The 17799-nt window shown below is 58.7% G+C and carries 15 protein-coding genes; 1 reads left to right on the forward strand and 14 read right to left on the reverse strand.

Annotated elements, in window-relative coordinates; translation table 11 throughout:
- Positions 1 to 28: 28 nt before the first annotated feature.
- The 10 genes from speB to speA form a co-directional block, all read right to left on the reverse strand.
- Positions 29 to 949 carry an agmatinase gene (gene speB, locus ACJ8J4_RS22930; RefSeq protein WP_004937606.1) on the reverse strand — a complete coding sequence of 307 codons (921 nt, stop codon included), beginning with the start codon at positions 947 to 949 and terminating at the stop codon, positions 29 to 31.
- A 352-nt stretch (positions 950 to 1301) separates the two neighbouring features.
- Entirely contained in the window at positions 1302 to 1847 is a 546-nt protein-coding gene (locus tag ACJ8J4_RS22935; protein ID WP_197836008.1) for a fimbrial protein, read from the reverse strand.
- Positions 1848 to 2099: 252 nt separating this feature from the next.
- Positions 2100 to 2624 (reverse strand): fimbrial protein, encoded by a 525-nt coding sequence (locus ACJ8J4_RS22940; protein WP_049208789.1) that lies wholly within the window; start codon positions 2622 to 2624, stop codon positions 2100 to 2102.
- 42 nt (positions 2625 to 2666) lie between these two features.
- Complete coding sequence (locus tag ACJ8J4_RS22945) at positions 2667 to 3215, reverse strand: fimbrial protein (protein WP_049296218.1); 549 nt, start codon at positions 3213 to 3215, stop codon at positions 2667 to 2669.
- An 11-nt stretch (positions 3216 to 3226) separates the two neighbouring features.
- Complete coding sequence (locus tag ACJ8J4_RS22950) at positions 3227 to 4147, reverse strand: fimbrial protein (protein ID WP_080350777.1); 921 nt, start codon at positions 4145 to 4147, stop codon at positions 3227 to 3229.
- Positions 4148 to 4157: 10 nt separating this feature from the next.
- The gene (locus tag ACJ8J4_RS22955; protein WP_049296221.1) at positions 4158 to 6686 is read right to left on the reverse strand and encodes a fimbria/pilus outer membrane usher protein; all 2529 of its coding nucleotides are present in this window, start codon (positions 6684 to 6686) and stop codon (positions 4158 to 4160) included.
- 47 nt (positions 6687 to 6733) lie between these two features.
- On the reverse strand, positions 6734 to 7408 hold the full coding sequence (locus ACJ8J4_RS22960) for a fimbrial biogenesis chaperone (RefSeq protein WP_025304211.1): 675 nt from the start codon (positions 7406 to 7408) through the stop codon (positions 6734 to 6736).
- Positions 7409 to 7507: 99 nt separating this feature from the next.
- Positions 7508 to 8020, reverse strand: coding sequence for a fimbrial protein (locus ACJ8J4_RS22965; protein WP_049296222.1), 513 nt, complete (start codon positions 8018 to 8020; stop codon positions 7508 to 7510).
- A 133-nt stretch (positions 8021 to 8153) separates the two neighbouring features.
- The gene (locus ACJ8J4_RS22970) at positions 8154 to 8645 is read right to left on the reverse strand and encodes a fimbrial protein (protein WP_049208784.1); all 492 of its coding nucleotides are present in this window, start codon (positions 8643 to 8645) and stop codon (positions 8154 to 8156) included.
- 818 nt (positions 8646 to 9463) lie between these two features.
- Entirely contained in the window at positions 9464 to 11440 is a 1977-nt protein-coding gene (gene speA, locus ACJ8J4_RS22975; protein ID WP_004937600.1) for a biosynthetic arginine decarboxylase, read from the reverse strand.
- An 898-nt stretch (positions 11441 to 12338) separates the two neighbouring features.
- Here speA and metK point away from each other — a divergent pair.
- Positions 12339 to 13493 carry a methionine adenosyltransferase gene (gene metK, locus ACJ8J4_RS22980; RefSeq protein ID WP_016926681.1) on the forward strand — a complete coding sequence of 385 codons (1155 nt, stop codon included), beginning with the start codon at positions 12339 to 12341 and terminating at the stop codon, positions 13491 to 13493.
- Positions 13494 to 13616: 123 nt separating this feature from the next.
- Here metK and ACJ8J4_RS22985 read toward each other — a convergent pair whose 3' ends face one another.
- From ACJ8J4_RS22985 to fhuC, 4 genes are all read right to left on the reverse strand, one after another.
- Complete coding sequence (locus ACJ8J4_RS22985) at positions 13617 to 13769, reverse strand: Hok/Gef family protein (RefSeq protein WP_004937610.1); 153 nt, start codon at positions 13767 to 13769, stop codon at positions 13617 to 13619.
- A 305-nt stretch (positions 13770 to 14074) separates the two neighbouring features.
- A complete protein-coding gene (fhuB, locus tag ACJ8J4_RS22990; protein ID WP_049296223.1) occupies positions 14075 to 16063 on the reverse strand; it encodes a Fe(3+)-hydroxamate ABC transporter permease FhuB in 1989 nt (662 codons plus the stop codon).
- Positions 16060 to 16968 (reverse strand): Fe(3+)-hydroxamate ABC transporter substrate-binding protein FhuD, encoded by a 909-nt coding sequence (gene fhuD / locus ACJ8J4_RS22995; protein WP_141998950.1) that lies wholly within the window; start codon positions 16966 to 16968, stop codon positions 16060 to 16062. The genes fhuB and fhuD overlap by 4 nt, the downstream gene beginning before the upstream one ends.
- Positions 16968 to 17765 carry a Fe3+-hydroxamate ABC transporter ATP-binding protein FhuC gene (gene fhuC / locus ACJ8J4_RS23000; protein WP_060434503.1) on the reverse strand — a complete coding sequence of 266 codons (798 nt, stop codon included), beginning with the start codon at positions 17763 to 17765 and terminating at the stop codon, positions 16968 to 16970. Before fhuC ends, fhuD begins: the two co-directional genes overlap by 1 nt.
- Positions 17766 to 17799 lie beyond the last annotated feature (34 nt).

Raw genomic sequence — 17799 nt, forward strand, 5'->3', positions numbered from 1 at the left:
CGCTTTTTCAACGAGGCGTGGCCAAGCGTCAGGCGTGTTTCTTGGCCGCCTGCAGGTACAGCATCTCCAGACCCAACGTCGCCGCGGCCAGTGCGGTGATCTCGGACTGGTCATAGGCCGGCGCCACTTCCACTACGTCCATGCCGACGATGTTCAGCGACTGCATGCCGCGTACCAGTTTCAGCGCGCGATCGGAAGTCAGGCCGCCGATCACCGGCGTGCCGGTGCCCGGTGCGAACGCCGGATCCAGGCAGTCGATGTCGAAGGTCAGGTACACCGGCATATCGCCGACGATGCCCTTGATCTGGGTCAGCAGGTCGTCCACGCTGCGATCGTTCACCTGCGCGGCGTCCAGCACGGTAAAGCCGTTGTCGTGATCGAACTCGGTGCGAATGCCGATCTGCACCGAGTGGTGCGGATCGATCAGGCCTTCGTTCGGCGCATGATAGAACATGGTGCCGTGGTCGAACTTGCTGCCGTTGGCGTAGGTATCGGTATGGGCGTCGAAGTGCACCAGCGCCAGCTTGCCGAAATGCTTGGCGTGCGCACGCAGCAGCGGCAGGGTGACAAAGTGGTCGCCGCCGAACGAGAGCATGCGCTTACCGGCTTTCAGCAGTTTCTCCGCGTGCGCCTGCAGCTTGTCGCTCATGTCCTGCGCATCGCCGAAGTTGAACACGATGTCGCCGCAGTCAACCACGTTCAGGCGATCGCGCAGATCGAAGCTCCACGGCCAACGGTTGCCTTCCCAGGCCAGGTTGGTGGACACCTGACGGATGGCCGCCGGGCCATGGCGGCCGCCGGCGCGACCGGAGGTCGCCATGTCAAACGGAATGCCGGTGATGACCCACTCTGCATCGCTGTCGTAAGGCATGAAGTTCAGCGGAAAGCGCAGGAAACCAAAGGCGTTGGACACTAATGAATTATCGGACTGATGGCCTAAGGTGCTCATAGTAAACCCTCGTAGTTCAACAAGTTGCCGGGCGCAGACGCCGGGCCGTGACAAAAAAAAATCCCTCCCGCGTCGTTAGCCCGACGAGAAAGGGATTTGTTCGATGTTTGTTTCGGTGCTACCGATACGGCAGATTATGGCCGCATTTTATCCATGCTTCAAGGGAGTGTGATCGACTATCTCTGAACACGCAAGATTCATATCTTGTCTTGCCCTGACATGCCAGTTTATCCGTTCCAAAATGCAACAGCCAACATACCTTAGAACTTCCGATAACCAGTAACGCAGCTGGCCGCTGAGAACAAATCTAAACATCGTGCCCTTGCCCTCATCTCTGATGACGCCACCTTACTCAAAGATAGTCCAGTGATACTTGCAACATGGTATTGCCACTTCCCCCACTGATATTATCGCTAACTGAAACATATTGAGCATAGAAACGAGCCCATTGTTTATTATGTTGCTGGGTCCAAGGTATTTTGTAATAAATTATCGGTCTACCATTAGGTTTGGCAACTCTCTCATCCCCGTTTATCCTGGTTATCAACTTCAGTCCTATCCCTTTAGCACCACTTACTTCATCCAACGCAAACACATCGGGATTGGCATCCGAAGCTTTACCTTCGAGCCGTACGCCTACTAACGAAGAAGACCCACATTCAATTTCCAGATCGAATGTTCTTTCAGGGCTTCCATCACCGATAGAACTGAACATCGACCGATTAACCTCCCCCATTTCAATCGTCATATTTTTCGAACTGGTTATATTACAGGCACTCTCAGTAACCCGTCCTGTCACATTAATACTCCCATCCGCCGCGTATAACGAAGCGGATAATATTGCTGCGCTGAATAATGTCAGCAGCGGCATTCTTTTTCTCACTGTTGCTATCATCATTAATTTCCTTATCTCTCTGATAATGCCAAACGATCATCGTGCTGAAACAGGCCCGGTTATTATGGATAAACCAGGCTAATCTGCGTGGTCAGGTTGGCGCTGCCGGTGGTGACCGTTTGCGCCTTCGTGGCAATATAGGCAGCCGCGCCGCTGATTTACTTTTTACTCTCGCCACTTTCCTTATTACTGGATAACAGCCTTTTATTCTGATGATATCGATAAGCCGACGCAGGGGGTGGCGGGTGGCGTTATTTAGTGATACACCAGATTGAGTTGGGCGGTGGCATTTGCCACGCCGGGCGTTACCTTATCGGTTAAAGCGATATATCGTGCATTAAATGGCTTAGAGAAAGTTCCATTCTTCCCTGGGATTTCTCCATATCCATAAGTATAATTAGGAATTTTGACATACTCCTCGTAAGAGGAAACATCGGCCACCTGTACCCCGACCCCCTCGGCAACGGAGCCACTGCCTAACGCAAAGGCTTTATTATTTTGATCGGCAGCAACGCCATCAAAACGGAACCATACGGTCAGGCCTGGTACACAGTCGGTTGCTTCAACGGTAAAATCAACCGGCTTGCTGGTCGCACCGGTTGATGCCAGCTCGGCACGGGAAATATTCCCCAGCGCTACCTGCATATTTTTGCTGCCTGCGGTTAAATTGCAGGTGCCATGAGCAAGCGTTAATTCCATATCCACGCTGCCGTCTGCAGCATAAGCGCTAAAGGCCAATCCGCCCCCCACCAGCAGCAGCCCCTTGATGATATTTTTCATTAGCTGTTCCTTATCTCAATAAAAACGAAATTCAATAATCCATCATGGGTAAATCAGGCTAAACTGCACCCGAGCACGAGCAACCCCTGCAGTAGGCATTTTGTTATCGGTGGTATATCCCGTACTGAATTTAAGCTCATTCACCGCCCCTTTTTTCAATTCAATAGCTGGGCTGAACTCATTAACACTCAGAAGATTGACATAGCCATTACCTTCCCCCTGCGCATTGCTAATGAGAAAACCAACATTCTTTGCCGCATCGGGTTGGCCGCCATTATCGGTAGCAAAAACCTTCCCAGAGTAACTATGGGTATCCGTCAGCGTTCCTTCAAACCTGATGCGTACCTGGCTAATGCTGTCCGGGCAGTCCGCCAACTGCACATAGATATAGCCAGCGCCCCCTAACCAAGTCGCAATGGTAGCGCTCTGCACCCCCTTATTCACCTTCTGGTTTTTAGAACTGGCATCCAGCACGCAGCTGCTTTCGGTGACTCTGCCAGTCACATTAATATTCCCATCCGCCGCCTGCAGCGGCGGTGCCAGCATGGCGGTGCCGAGCAGCGTCAGGGGCAGTGCTATTTTTCTCATCATTATCTTCATCCTTATTGATAGGTGAGGCTAAAGGTCGCTACCGCGTTGGCCTCGCCGGCGGCGATCTGCGGTTGCGTTTGGTAATAACGGGCGCTGAACGGGTAGCTGCGCAGGCCCTGTAAGGCCGTTTCCAGCGGCAGCCGCTCCCCCAGCGCCAGCGGCGCGCTGCGGTAGAGCAGCTGCACCCCGACGCCGCGCGCGCTCTCCTGCGCCTCGGGGTGGGTCAGCGCCAGCACCCCGGGCGCGTCGCCACCTGCGGCGATGCCGTCGAACTGAACATTGACCTGGGCGCCGGCGTCGCAGGCCAAATCCAGCAGGAACGGCTGCTCGCCGCGCGTGCTGCCCACGCCGCGAAAATCGCTGCGCGCCACCTCGCCCAATGCCACCGTGCGGTGGCGGCCGCCCTGCAGCTCGCAGGCCAACCGGGTAATAGCGACCGGTTTTTGCAGGGCAATATCCAGCACCGGCAGCCCATTAACCGTGCGCCGAGCCAGCGTTTCCGTCGTCAACACGCCGGAGACCAGCGGCCCGGTCACCACCAGCCGCAGGCTGATTTGCCGTTTGCCGGCGGCAATGGCGCCGCTCGCCGGCCAGCCATCTCTGAAAGCGGCATCGGTATCCAGCGCATAGCCCAGCCCGCTAATCGTGGTGCCGTAGACCGCGCTGTTGCCGCTTTTCAACCCACTGTCGCCGCCCTGCAGATTCAGCCGGGCGTCCTTCGCCTCCGCGCAGGGCGCCAGCGACGCGGCCTGCTGCACCTGGCGCGTGCCCTGCCACACCACGCTGCCGACCGGCAGATCGCGTTGCAGCGTCTGCGGCGGAATGTCGAACAGCAGCCGTTCCGGGTTGCCGGCCGGCAGGCATTCCGCTCCCCAGGCGCCGCCCGCCGCCCACAGCCCGCACAGGCCGAGCATCCATACTCCCGCTTTCATCCTTTGCTCCTTAACGGCACTCGGCCGCTATCTCTGGGATCTCCGGGCCGGCCGTTTCCGGCAGGCCGTAGACGACCTGGCATTGCTGGTCCGGTTGTTTGCCCCACTGCACGTGCAGCATGCCGTTGGCCGGCATGCCGGCCAGGAACAGCTGCCCGCCGTCGCCGACGATGCTGCCGTCACCGCCTGCGCCTGCCAGCGTGGCGATCGCACCAAACGGCACCGGCCGGCCGTCGGCGCGCGTCAGCGTCATCATCATCCGTGCACCGACCTTGGTTTGATAATCCGCCAGCACCACCGCGCCGCGGGTCGGGATCACCGTCTGGCTGGTCAGCCCCAGCTCCACGTCGTCCGCGAGGGTGGTCGGATCCAGTGCAATCGCGTTCTGGCGATAGGCGGAGAGGTAAGGCACCACCGCATAGCCGCGGCTATCGGTTTTCACCCCCACCTGATTCACCACGCTGACCCCGCCGGCACCCGGCGCGCGCACCAGCGCCACCGTATCGTTAAGCGGTTGCGACAGCGTCACCCCGCCGGCATGCAGCAACACCCCGCCCTGAACGTCGTAATTCAGCCGCTGGCGCTGGCCGTCGTGGCTCAGCCCGGCGCCGAGCAGCGCCTTGCTGCCGCGATAACCCAGCGTCAGATTGCCATTCTCGCCTTCGCCCTGATTGCCATAGCCGCCGGTTATCCCCCAGTTCAGGTTGTCGCCTTCCAGCGCGGTGCCGTTCAGCCCCAGCGTCTGCAACGTTTTGCCGTTGTTGCTATTGCTGATGCCATAACCGGCCCAGGTGTTGTGTGCCCACAGGTTCAGTGGAATGCTGACATTCAGCGCCACGACGCGATCGGTCTGAGCCTGATAGCTCTGGTTCTGACTGTAGTTAAGGCCATAGCTCACCCCTTTGATGCTGCCGTTGTAGCCCAGGCTGACGGACTGGCGCTTGCCTTGTTCCCCCCAGCGCCGATCTTCCGCCAGGCTCAAGAACAGTGAGCCTGGCAGCGGCCCCAATCCCTGCTGCAGCGAAAGTTCTCTACGGCTGCGGGTCGCGCTGTTGCTTGTCCTATCGCGGGGTTGCATCGCCTGTTGCAACGTGGTGTAGCCTTCGCTGGCATGGCGATAACCGGCCAGGCTCAGCTGGGTGCCGGTGAGCGGGAAGCTTTTTTCATAGCGCAGGCGCCACATGTTGCCCTGCCGATCGTCCCCCTGAACGGCCTCCTCCGGCCGCCGGGCCCAGCTTTGCGTCATATCCAGCGACAACGCGCCGGCGCGGCCCAGGTTTTGCCCCACGCCCAGCGCCAGCGAACGGTAACGATTGGCCCATTGGCCACCGCCATACAGCGTGGCGCCGAGCGGCAGGCCGTAGATCAGCGTGCCCTGCATAAACTTCTCGTCATCGGCGCTCGCGTCCTGCGCACGGTATTGCCCGGCGGCCAGGCCGTAGCTGAGCCGCCCTTCGCGCTGCAGCACCGGCAGCGAGGCAAACGGCACCAGCAGGCGCTGTTCCGTACCGTCGCTTTCCTTGATGGTGACATCCAGATCGCCGCTGCCGGAAACCGCATACAGATCGCTGATTTCAAAGGCGCCCGGCGGCACATAGCGCTGATCGACCACCACGCCGTTCTGGCGAATGATCACCTCCGCATTGCTTTTGGCGATGCCGCGCACCACCGGCGAGTAGCCGCGCAGGCTGTCCGGGTACATCTCTTCCACCGAGACCAGCTGTACGCCGCGCAGCGGCAGCGAATCGAAGATATCGCCCGGCGTAGTGACATCGCCCAGCGTCAACAGCCCGTTCAGCGGGGTGATGTCTCGCTGTACATAGCTGTTCAACGTGCGCCAGTGCGCCTCTCCCTGACCGTTCCGGTTCCACACGCCGTCATGCCGCAACCGCCAGGCGCCCCAGTTGGCGCCGTTGCGCAGGTTGACGAAATAGCTGCTTTCATTGCCGCCCCTCTGCCGGCTGCGATCGTGCGCCCCACGCAGGGTATAGTTGCTCAGCAATGCAGGAATGCCGCTGTCCCACTGCTCCGGCGGCACATAGCCGCGCGCCTGGCGTTTTAACGCCGCCTGCGGGATGCTCAGCTTCAACTGCTGTTGCTCGAACAGCAGTTCCGTTCGGGCGCCGGGAATGGCCTGCGGCAAGTTGATGCACGCATCGGAGGGTTGCAGCGCGGGAAAGGCGGCCAGATCCACGCCAAAGCCCTGCAGATCTTCCCATTTCAGACAAGGCACCAGACGTTCTTTGCCCTGTTCGTCCGGCTGCAGAGAAAAGGCCAGCGTGCGGGTATCCAGCCGCTGCTCGTTGAGGAACAGATCAACGCGATACTCCCCCGGCGGCTGTTTCTCCTCATCGGTGAACAGCGCCAGATCCACTTCGGTTTGCGGCGTATTGCCTATCTGCAATAAAGCCGAGCTAAAACGGTATTCCGCCTGCGCTACGCCGCTGTACATCAGCAGGCCGGCAAGTTGCCAGGCCAACGGCGTCAGCCGATATTCGCTGCGCCGCCCAGATAGGCAGCGCGCTGTTTTGCTGTTCATGTTTCACATCCCTGTTCACACCGCGCCCCTGGCTATCAACCGAGCCATCACAACGCTTGTTGGTGCTGAGCGCTCAGGCCGCCGTAGTCGTTGATCACCTGCCAGCTCACCTGTTTGCCGGTGGCTGAAGGCGGCAGGGTATAGGCCAGCGTGGCGAACGGCGCCACCATCTGCGGCTCCTTGATTTTTTCACCGGCGACCGAGACCGTAGAGAAACTCAGGTAGTAGGGGGAATCATTGATCGCTTTCAGCGTGTTGCCGCTGCGCTCCCAGCGCACTTTCCCGGCCGCCTCTTCCGGCGAGCCGGGCAGCGACGCCGGGCGATAGAACAGTTTGATGCGGGTACGCACCGCGATTTGCAGGTGGTTGCCTTTGCCTTCCGCCTCCGGTGGCACCGTTTTGACGCTGAACCAGAATACCGACTCGCGATCCTCCGGCAGCGGCTGGGCGGTTTTCACCACCCGCAGCGTATTCTCTTTGCCACCGTTCAGGCGAAACAGCGGCGGCGTGACCAGGAACGGCGCCTTGACGTTGCCTTCCAGATCCGCATTGACCCACGATTGCACTAAGTAAGGGATGTCGTCCGGATTTTTTACCGTGATGGTCGCTTCTTTCTTGCCGCCGGGATACACCAACCGGGTGCCGCCGATCACCACGCCAGCAGCAGCCTGAAAACTATTGATTAACAGCGCGGCGCACAGCGCCAAATAGACAGCCTTCATTATTGTGCATTCCCTTGATGTTGTGATTAAGTCGTTCTATTAACAAGTTACCGCCACAGAATGCGTATTCCGTCGATCAATAAAGCCAAGTCAGATAGATTAGTTATACAAAACGCTGAATTGTATAGTGGCGTTAGCCGCACCGGCGGTGACTTTATCTGTTGATCTGTAGCGTGCCGCAAAAGACAGGCGATTCTCACCATCATTCAGCGAAAATTTCTCCGAAGTACCACCAGGTACAATCGATTGTTTTCCCCAACCACTCTCACTTATTGCAATAAGTTCTAAGGCTATACCAGTGGCGCCGCCAGAGATAAGTTGGAATAGATTTTTATTGTTGGAATCTGCCTCGCCATCCAGCTGTACAGTAGCCACCTTGGTATTTGCCGGACAATCTTTAAGCTCCAAGAAGAACGCTGTTGCATAACCCCAATCTCCCACGTGTTCAAAATCAGCCGCAGCCGCGTCCCCCAGACGCACATCCAGAGTTGGGCTCACCACACAAGCGTTATCAACAATTTTTCCAGTAACGTTAATCACACCATCGGCAGCAAACGCAGAGGAGCAGAGCGCCGTACACGCCAGCATAGAAGCAACCAGATACTTTTTCATCGAAGTCCCCTAAAACACATTTTTGTTTTTCAAATACCCCACTCCTCACCCGCAAAAGCCTTCCGCCCGATGAGAATTTAACGAATTACCGGCGAAAACGTGTTTCACCGGTAAATTAACGCCGGATAGAAAATTAGTTATACGCAACGCTGAATTGAATAGTCGTGTTAGCATCACCGGCGGTGACTTTATCCGTTGATTTATAAGCCGCCTCGAATGTCAATACATTGTCACCCTCATACAGCTTGAATTCCTTGGTGCTGCCCGGCCCCATCCTTTCACCTGGCGCAGCAATACGCAGCGCCAGGCCAGTTGCACCGCCGTCATTCAGTTTGAACAGCTCGGTGTTGTTGTCGTCCGCCGCGCCGTCCAGGGTCACTTTGGCACTGCTCAGGTTAGCCGGGCAATCTTTCAGCTCCAGATCAAATTTCCGGGCACCGGATTCATCTCCCACATTCTTAAACGCCGCCGCCGCCACATCCCCCATCTGCACGTTCAGCGTCGGGTTAACCACACAGGCGTTATCGATGATTTTACCGGTGAAGTTAATCACGCCATCAGCGGCAAACGCCGAGGAAGAGATCGCCGCACAGGCCAGTGCGGAAGCTACCAGATACTTTTTCATATAAGTCCCTTATATTATTTAAACCACTAAGTTATATGTCGATATACATAATTGATCGTGGCGTGAACACCACGCTTACTGCGCATCGCTATTACCGATGGCAATATATTATGCATCACGCACGATAATATGGGCGCCATGCATGAAGTCATCATTATAAAACCTAAGGAATGTCATTAGTACTCAGAAGCCCACCAAGGATACTAAGACATTTTAAAAAATGAATTCAACCAAAAATAAAAAATGAACAGAAAACAGGACCGCACATCATAATTAACGAATTTACTTTTTTAAAAAATCAGAATCATGCCCTATCAACAGGAACACCTAAATATAGAAAAAATACAACTCACTATAAAACAAGGAGATTAGCATCGCTCACAAAAAGACTAAACCATATGCATAATGAATTAAAAAATTAAAACCATCACAAGTACAACAAATAATGAAAGATAAACTGATCAATTATCGTATTTATAATGAATACCAATAACTAATATTGATTATATTTTTTAATTTAAAAATCTAATTTGTGAATGAAAAGGTTAATTTCAGAGATTTCTTGTATTTAGGAAGTGAATTTATTGGAAGGATAACTTCAATAAAAAAGATGAAAGAAAACAGACTTTTCGTAACGCGTTGAGCTCACTGCTGCAGAGTTAGGCGTGGTATCAGGGCGGCAAAAGCCCGGTACGCTCTGCGCCGCCGTTCGAACGGCAGCATAGCTGTCTGCAACCTACACGCCATCCGTAACATAGTCGTGCAACAGAAAAGAAAAGGCCAGGCGCCTTAACGACGCCCGGCCTTTCTTCATTTCATCACTCGTCTTCCAGATACGTATAACCGTACAGACCGGCCTCAAACTCTTCCAGGAACTGCGCCTGCAGCTCGCTGTCCAGATCGGTTTCTTTGACCTGATCGCGGAACTTGGACAGCAGCGCGCTCGGATCGAGCTGCACATACTCCAGCATGTCCGCCACGGTATCGCCCTCGTCGGACAGCTCGGTCTCGACGCTGCCGTCCGGGAACACGTACACGTCAACCGAGGCGGTGTCGCCGAACAGGTTGTGCATGTTGCCAAGGATCTCCTGGTACGCGCCGACCATAAAGAAGCCCAACGCCGGCGGATTCTCCGGATCGTACGGCGGCATCGGCATGGTGGTCGCCACGCCGTCGCCGTCGACGTAATGATCGATGGTGCCGTCGGAGTCGCAGGTGATGTCGAGCAGCACCGCACGGCCTTCCGGCGGCTTATCCAGCCCTTCCAGCGGCAGCACCGGGAACAGCTGGTCGATGCCCCATGCATCCGGCATCGACTGGAACAGCGAGAAGTTGACGTAGAACTTGTCCGCCATGCGCTCTTGCAGTTCGTCGATGATAGGACGGTGCGCGCGGTTGCTCGGATCGAGCTGCTGCTGGATCTTGTTGCAGATGTTCAGATACAGCTGCTCGGCCCAGGCGCGCTTGGTCAAGTCCAGCATGCCGTGCGCGTATTGGGTATGCACGTCGTGCAGATCCATCTGGCTGTCGTGCAGCCATTCGCGCAGCGAGCGGCGGTTCTCCGGCTCGTTCATTTCCAGCCAGGTTTCCCACATGCTTTCCAGCGCGCGCGGCGCGTCGGCTTCCGGCGGCTGCGGTTCGCTGAACTCGTTGCGCTCGACGCCAATCACGTTGGAGACCAGCACCGTGTGGTGCGCGGTCACGGCGCGACCGGACTCGGTGATCACCGTCGGGTGCGGCAGGCCGTGTTCGTTACAGGCGTCGCCGATGCCCCAAATCACGTTGTTGGCATATTCGTTCAGGCCGTAGTTGACCGAGCAATCGGACTGCGAACGGGTGCCTTCGTAGTCGACGCCCAAGCCGCCGCCCACGTCGAAGCACTGAATGTTGACGCCCAACTTGTGCAGCTCAACGTAGAAGCGCGCCGATTCGCGCACGCCGGTGGCGATGTCGCGAATATTGGCCAGCTGCGAACCCAAATGGAAGTGCAGCAGCTGCAGGCTGTCGAGGCGGCCCGCTTCACGCAGGGTCTCCACCAGCTTCAGCACCTGCACCGCCGCCAGACCGAACTTGGATTTTTCGCCGCCGCTCGACTGCCATTTGCCGGAGCCTTGCGATGCCAGACGCGCACGCACGCCCAGGCGCGGTATGACGTTCAGCCGCTCGGCCTCTTCCAGCACCAGGTTGATCTCGGACATCTTCTCGATCACCAGGTACACCTTGTGCCCCAGCTTTTCCCCGATCAGCGCCAGACGAATATATTCACGATCTTTATAACCATTACAGACGATCACCGAGCGGGTCATGCCGGCATGCGCCAGCACCGCCATCAGTTCGGCCTTGGAGCCGGCTTCCAGCCCCAGCGGTTCGCCGGAGTTCACCAGCGATTCAATCACGCGGCGGTGTTGGTTCACCTTGATCGGATACACCAGGAAATAACCGCCCTGGTAGCCGAAGGATTCACGCGCGCGTTTGAACGCGGCGTTGATAGAGCGCAGGCGATGCTGAAGGATCTGCGGGAAGCAGAACAGCGCCGGCAGACGTTGGCCGTCTTGCTGGCGCGTTTTCACCAGTTCTGCCAGATCGACGCGCGCCTGCGGGACATCCGGATCCGGGCACACGCTGATATGGCCCAGCTCGTTGACGTCATAGTAATTGTTGCCCCAGTAGGCGACGTTATAAGTACGCAGCATCTTGCTGGCATTACGATCATTCATGGCAACCTCCTGCATGGAGCGCAAAGATAAAGACTCGCCCGCAACCGGCGGACGGTGAATCAACAGATCATCAGACATGGTTCGCCTCACATTCCCTACTGACGAAACCGTCAGCCACTATCGCAGCTACAACCCGCGAGAACAACCCAACAAGCCGCGCCGGCGGCAGCGAAGAGAACTGCCGTTCGCGGTCAGCGATCGGTTTATCACTCATATAATTGTAAGACACCCTGTTCAAACCTCGTGAATCGGGCCAAGAAACATCCCACAGGAAGGCTGCAGGCTACCCTTGTTCAGTTCTTCAGACGACCGTTAGCCGGCCCGAGAATCCTGAGTAGCGGCCAAGTGTTTATCGCACCTGGTAAGTGACAGAGAGACAAGACGGGAAATAGCAGAAGAATGTGCGCCAGAACGGCACTGCTGTTGAGAACCAACAACCGGTAGACAACGGATCATTAATCCAACCACCTCCACGCGCGCCGTTCGGAGTGAACGACCCAGCCTCTAAATATAGTGTAAGAACGTGACCGTTCGATGAAGCGGCGAACGCCCGCGACGGATAATAGCGCAACGCTGGCGAATGCAAAGCGGAAGTTTATCGCACCTTCCCCCACGCCAGACCGCCGTACTGTGCAGCAAATGAACCGCGCGCGCAGTTTATACCGGTAAGCAGGTGAAAAAGCAAAATGAAAATTCGCCGAAAACTGTTTCAAGCGATGAAAATGGCGCCAACCCGTTTGCGCAAAAGAGCGAAAGCGCAAAAAATTACTGGCAATCTGGCTAAACCCTGACCTAAAATAGACGTCCAGATGTTAATCCATCTATACTGGTTAACTGATAAACTGCTTAACGGCTTTGCCTGAGGGGCGTTGCAGGATGCATCTCGCGCCATCAGCGGAAGACCCTTCGCTTCGATGCCGGATCTCCAGCGCTGTGCAGTAATTTCTAACCCGTCTTATGCAAGGTAAAGAACACAATGGCTAAACACCTCTTCACGTCCGAATCCGTCTCCGAAGGACATCCCGATAAAATCGCCGACCAGATCTCCGATGCCGTCCTCGACGCCATCCTGGAACAAGATCCGAAAGCGCGCGTCGCCTGCGAAACTTACGTGAAAACCGGTATGGTGCTGGTCGGCGGTGAAATCACCACCAGTGCCTGGGTCGATATCGAAGAGATTACCCGCAAGACCGTGCGCGAGATCGGCTACGTTCATTCGGACATGGGCTTTGACGCCAACTCCTGTGCAGTATTGAGCGCCATCGGCAAGCAATCCCCAGACATCAATCAGGGCGTTGACCGTACCGATCCTCTCGAGCAGGGCGCCGGCGATCAGGGCTTGATGTTTGGCTACGCCACCAACGAAACCGACGTGCTGATGCCTGCACCGGTCACCTACGCGCACCGTCTGGTGCAGCGCCAGTCCGAAGTGCGTAAAAACGGCACCCTGCCGTGGCTGCGCCCGGATGCGAAGAGCCAGGTGACCTTCCAGTACGACGACGGCAAAATCGTCGGCATCGACGCCGTGGTGCTGTCCACCCAGCACTCAGAAGACATCTCGCTGAAAGATCTGCAAGAAGCGGTGATGGAAGAGATCATCAAGCCGGTACTGCCGGCGGAATGGCTGACGGCGGGCACCAAATACCACATCAACCCGACCGGCCGTTTCGTTATCGGTGGCCCGATGGGCGACTGCGGCCTGACCGGCCGTAAGATCATCGTCGACACCTACGGCGGCATGGCTCGCCACGGCGGTGGCGCCTTCTCCGGTAAGGATCCGTCCAAGGTTGACCGTTCCGCGGCTTACGCGGCGCGCTACGTGGCGAAAAACATCGTTGCCGCCGGCCTGGCCGATCGCTGCGAGATTCAGGTGTCTTACGCTATCGGCGTAGCGGAACCGACCTCCATCATGGTGGAAACCTTCGGTACCGAGAAAGTGCCAACCGAACAGCTGACGCTGCTGGTGCGCGAATTCTTCGATCTGCGCCCATACGGCCTGATCCAGATGATGGATCTGCTGCAGCCGATCTACCGCGAAACTGCCGCCTACGGCCACTTCGGCCGCGAGCACTTCCCGTGGGAAGCGACCGACAAAGCCGCACTGCTGCGCGATGCCGCCGGCCTGAAATAAGCCCCGACATCAACATGAAAACGGCGAGCCTGGGCTCGCCGTTTTTTTTGAGCAGATGGGTGCTCCTGGATCAACGCATCGACTGCCGGCCGGCGGAGGCAAAGCCCCCGCCGCCGGGTTGCCTTACCGTTCGGATTCGTAAGCCAAAATGGCCGCAACCTCCGTAGTGCCCGATCGGATACGCAGCTCACACAGCGTGCTGCGGGTTATCCATGCCAGTGATATTACCGTGGCACAAATAACCACCAATTTTAACAGGCTCCGTTTGTTCGGCATCATGCCTTCTTCTCCTTGCCTCGCGGCGGGTAAGAGGCTAACTTAACGTTGTCGTGCGTTAGAGTAGGCCTCGGGTTGATGGATATCGACTCGGGGCTTTTCTCTTTGTATCTTTCACGCAGGCTCCAGAGACAAGGATCCAGAGCACCCGCCCGCAGTATATTCACCTCCCCCTCTCTTCCCGCGTTCCTTTTCACGTTAAATGTCTTTCTTGCGCAGCGGCACGCAACGCCTTGCAAGGCGTTGAAAAAAGGCCCAGCAACGCTGGGCCTTTGATGGCGGAGAAAGCAAAGTAGGGCTGAAGCTTACGACGTCTGCTTACGCAACAGATAAACGAAGTACGGCGCACCGATAAAGGTCGCCAATAACCCGGCGGGGATCTGATACGGGAACAGCAGCATCCGCCCGCACCAGTCGGCAAACACCATCAGCAAGCCGCCCAGCAGCGCGGCGATCACCATTTGCGGCAGCGCGCGGCGGAAGCCCAGCATACGCGCCATATGCGGCGCCATCAGCCCGACAAAGCTCAACGGCCCGACGGTCAGGGTCGCCATGGCGGTCAGGGTGGCAGCCAGCAACAAAATGGTCAACCGCGCCGGCGTCAGCGCAATGCCCACCGAGCGGGCGGTGGCGCCGCCGAGCGGCAGGATGGTCAACCAACGGCGGCACAGCGGCGCCAATACCATCAGGCCGGCGGCCACCAGCGCGGTACGCAGCGCCTGCGCCGGCTCCACCGAATAGGTCGAACCGGAGAGCCAGGTCAGCAAGCCCCCCATACGCGGATCGCCGCTGGCCAACAGCAGGAAGATGACGGTAGTAAAGGCGGTGCTGAGCGCGATACCGGCGAGCAGCATGCGTTCCGTCGAGAAACCGCCGCGGCCTGCGGCGATCATGATGATCAGCAGCGTAGCGGCCGCTCCCAAACTGCCGGCGGGCAGCAGCCAAACGAAGGCGTCGCCCGGCACCATAAACAGCATCATCACGACGCCAAAAGCGGCGCCGGAGCTGATCCCCAACACTTCCGGGCTGGCCATCGGGTTGCCGGTCAATTTCTGGATCAACGTGCCGGCGACCGCCAGCATCATGCCCGCCGCCAGCGCCGACAGCACCCGCGGCCAGCGCCACGGCAGCAGGGAATCCAGCTCCGCACCCAGGCTCCAGTGCCAACCGCCGGCATTTTTGCCCAGCATCAGCGCCAGCGTCAGACCGATCAGCAATACGAGGCCACCCAGCAGGATCCAGCCGGGCAGATTCCCGCGCTCGGCAGGCACCTTGTCGCCAAGGTTCATCGGCGGCGGCGTGGTGGCGCTGCGCAAACGCGGCAACAGCCACAGCAGCAGCGGTGCGCCGAACAGCGCAGTGGCCGCGCCGGTCGGGATCTCACGCCACACCTGCGTCACCCCGAGCATCACCTGATCGGTCAGCCACAGCAGCAGCGCCCCCAGCAACGGCGCCAACATCATGCGGTGCGCCAGGCGGCGAGCGCCCAGCATCTTCGCCATCAGCGGCGCAAACAGGCCGATAAAGCCGATAACGCCCACCGCGCTCACCAACATGGCGCTGAAAATGATGGCCAGCCCCAAGGCGCAGAAGCGCGCCATCGATAGCCCCAACCCCAGGTTGCGCGCCACGCCGTCGTCCAGCCCCAGCAGCGTCAGCGGGCGCAGCAACAGCGCCGCCAGCAGGCCTGCCACCAGCAAACGCGGCAGGAGGAACTGTACGGCGCTCCAATCCTGTTGGTTCAGCGCGCCGGTGCCCCACAGGAACATGCCCTGCAGCTGATCGTAATGAAACAGCGCCAACAAGCTGTTGACCGCGCCGCAGTACAGTCCCAACACCAGCCCGGCCAGAATCAGCGTCACCGGCGACATCCGCTTGCCCCAGGCGACGCCGAACACCAGCCCGCCCACCACAATCGCACCCACCATAGCGGCCAGCTGGCGGGTAAATTCGCCCCCCGGCAGCACCCACAGCGTGGCGATGGTCAGGCCGAGCTGCGCACCGGCGGCCACGCCGAGCGTCGACGGTTCCGCCAACGGATTGCGCAACACCTGCTGGAACAGCACGCCGACCAACCCCAGGCCGGCGCCGGCCAACAGCGACACCGTCAACCGAGGCAGCAGGCTGTAATGGAACAGCATTTGCCGCACGTCGTCGATGTCCGGCGCGCTGAGCGCCCGTGCCCATTGCGCCGGCGGCAGCTGCTGCGTCAGGTTGTATATCGTCAGGCCACCTGCCGCCGCCAGCAACAGCAGGATCAGCGTCAGCGGTAATTTCCGGATGCCAGCATTCATGCCGCACTCTCCTGAGCCTGTGCCAACAGGCGGCAAAACCGCATCGTCGACAGCGTAGCACCGTAGAACCACACCGCCGGCACCTGCCGCAGCTGGTTTTGCCGCACGAAGGGCAATGACTGCCACAGCGGCGTCGCGCTGACCTTGTCCATCATCGCCTGATTGCCGTGATCGAGATAGATGACTCGGGCGTTACGCACCGTGGCCAACCGTTCAATCCCCACCACCGCCGTGCCCCAAAAGTCGGTTGGCTCCTGCCAGGCATTGCGGATGCCCAGTTGGTCCATCGCTTCCTGGAACAGGCTTTTCTGGCCGATGATCAACGCATGGCGCGTGTCTATCAGGGAAAACAGCAGCAACGGTTGGCGGGTGTAGCTTTGCAGGCGCTGACGGGCGTCCTGCATAAAGCGGTCGAACTGCGCCAGGTGGTTTATCGCCCGGCTTTCTATGCCTAATCGTTGCCCCAGCGCCAGCAGCGACTGGCGGGCGACGGTCAGCGGTTTGCCGCTGCCATCGTTGAAGCCGAAGCTCATGGTTGGCGCGATGGGTTGGATTTTTCGCGGCGTCGGGCCATAGCCCTGCGACAGCAACACCAGCGAAGGCTGGAGCTGCTGCAGCAGTTCGAGATTCGGTTCGGTGCGCTGGCCGACGTCGACCACCGTCGCCGGCAGCTTCGGCTCCGCCACCCACAGGTTGTAGTTATGGACATCGGCCACCGCCAGCGGCGTCACGCCCAATGCCAACAGCAGCTCGATCGGCAGCCATTCCAGCGCCGCAACGCGCGCGATATCCGGCGGCGCCTCCGCCGCTCGCCCGGGCAACGATCCCAACAGCGGCGACAGCGCCAGCGCCATCAACAGGCGGCGGCGCAGCGGATCGTGAGAAGAAGTGAATGCAGAGGACATCAGTAGACAAAACTCACCGGCGCGCCGCCGCTCGGGTGCGGCAACGTGCCCATAGGAATACCGTAAATTTGCTCCAGCACCGGCCCCTGCATCAGTTCCAGCGGGCCGCCCTGGGCAATCATTTCACCGCCGCGCAGCGCCACCAAATGGTCGCAGTAGCGCGCCGCCATGTTGATGTCGTGCAGCACAGCGATCACCGTGAGATCGCGTTCGCGGCTCAGGCGCTGGATCAGCGCCAGCACCTCAACCTGATGCGCGATATCCAGCGCCGACGTCGGTTCGTCGAGCAACAGGCAGCGGCTGTCTTGCGCCACCATCATCGCCAGCCAGGCGCGTTGGCGCTCGCCGCCGGACAGGCTGTCCACCAGCCGGTTGGCGAACGGCTTCAGCCCCACCAGTGAAATGGCCTCTTCAACCAACTGGCGATCGTTGGCGCCAAAACGCCCCAGCGCGCCATGCCACGGATAACGGCCGACGGCCACCAGCTCGCGCACCGTCATGCCTTCCGCCGCCGGCAACTGCTGCGGCAGGTAGGCCACCTGGCGGGCGAAGGATTTGCTGTCCCACTGCGCCAACGGCTGCCGATTGAGCAAGACCTGGCCGCCGCTGGGCGCATGGTGCCGCCCGAGCAGTTTCAACAGGGTGGATTTACCGGAACCGTTATGGCCGATCAGGCCGCAGACTTTGCCCTGGGGAAAACTGAGCGACAGCGGTTGCAGCAGCACCCGGCCGGGGACGGCGAAGCTGGCGTTATCCAGCGCGAAGGCCGCGCCGGGATTAAGAAGTTTGTCCTGCATAGATCCTGCTTTGTCCGGGGCGACGCGGCGCCGC

Origin of the sequence: Serratia sp. CY47280 (assembly GCF_052168655.1) — a bacterium.
GTDB classification, from domain to species: domain Bacteria; phylum Pseudomonadota; class Gammaproteobacteria; order Enterobacterales; family Enterobacteriaceae; genus Serratia; species Serratia bockelmannii.

Excerpts from the sequence above, each read along its gene's own strand:
- ACJ8J4_RS22965 (WP_049296222.1), bottom strand. The coding sequence starts at position 8,020 with ATGAAAAAGTATCTGGTTGCTTCTATGCTGGCGTGTACGGCGCTCTGC.
- ACJ8J4_RS22970 (WP_049208784.1), bottom strand. The coding sequence starts at position 8,645 with ATGAAAAAGTATCTGGTAGCTTCCGCACTGGCCTGTGCGGCGATCTCT.
- ACJ8J4_RS22935 (WP_197836008.1), bottom strand. The coding sequence starts at position 1,847 with ATGATGATAGCAACAGTGAGAAAAAGAATGCCGCTGCTGACATTATTC.
- ACJ8J4_RS22960 (WP_025304211.1), bottom strand. The coding sequence starts at position 7,408 with ATGAAGGCTGTCTATTTGGCGCTGTGCGCCGCGCTGTTAATCAATAGT.
- fhuC (WP_060434503.1), bottom strand. The coding sequence starts at position 17,765 with ATGCAGGACAAACTTCTTAATCCCGGCGCGGCCTTCGCGCTGGATAAC.
- speA (WP_004937600.1), bottom strand. The coding sequence starts at position 11,440 with ATGTCTGATGATCTGTTGATTCACCGTCCGCCGGTTGCGGGCGAGTCT.
- fhuD (WP_141998950.1), bottom strand. The coding sequence starts at position 16,968 with ATGTCCTCTGCATTCACTTCTTCTCACGATCCGCTGCGCCGCCGCCTG.
- ACJ8J4_RS22985 (WP_004937610.1), bottom strand. The coding sequence starts at position 13,769 with ATGCCGAACAAACGGAGCCTGTTAAAATTGGTGGTTATTTGTGCCACG.
- ACJ8J4_RS22945 (WP_049296218.1), bottom strand. The coding sequence starts at position 3,215 with ATGATGAGAAAAATAGCACTGCCCCTGACGCTGCTCGGCACCGCCATG.
- ACJ8J4_RS22950 (WP_080350777.1), bottom strand. The coding sequence starts at position 4,147 with ATGAAAGCGGGAGTATGGATGCTCGGCCTGTGCGGGCTGTGGGCGGCG.
- fhuB (WP_049296223.1), bottom strand. The coding sequence starts at position 16,063 with ATGAATGCTGGCATCCGGAAATTACCGCTGACGCTGATCCTGCTGTTG.
- metK (WP_016926681.1), top strand. The coding sequence starts at position 12,339 with ATGGCTAAACACCTCTTCACGTCCGAATCCGTCTCCGAAGGACATCCC.
- ACJ8J4_RS22940 (WP_049208789.1), bottom strand. The coding sequence starts at position 2,624 with ATGAAAAATATCATCAAGGGGCTGCTGCTGGTGGGGGGCGGATTGGCC.
- ACJ8J4_RS22955 (WP_049296221.1), bottom strand. The coding sequence starts at position 6,686 with ATGAACAGCAAAACAGCGCGCTGCCTATCTGGGCGGCGCAGCGAATAT.
- speB (WP_004937606.1), bottom strand. The coding sequence starts at position 949 with ATGAGCACCTTAGGCCATCAGTCCGATAATTCATTAGTGTCCAACGCC.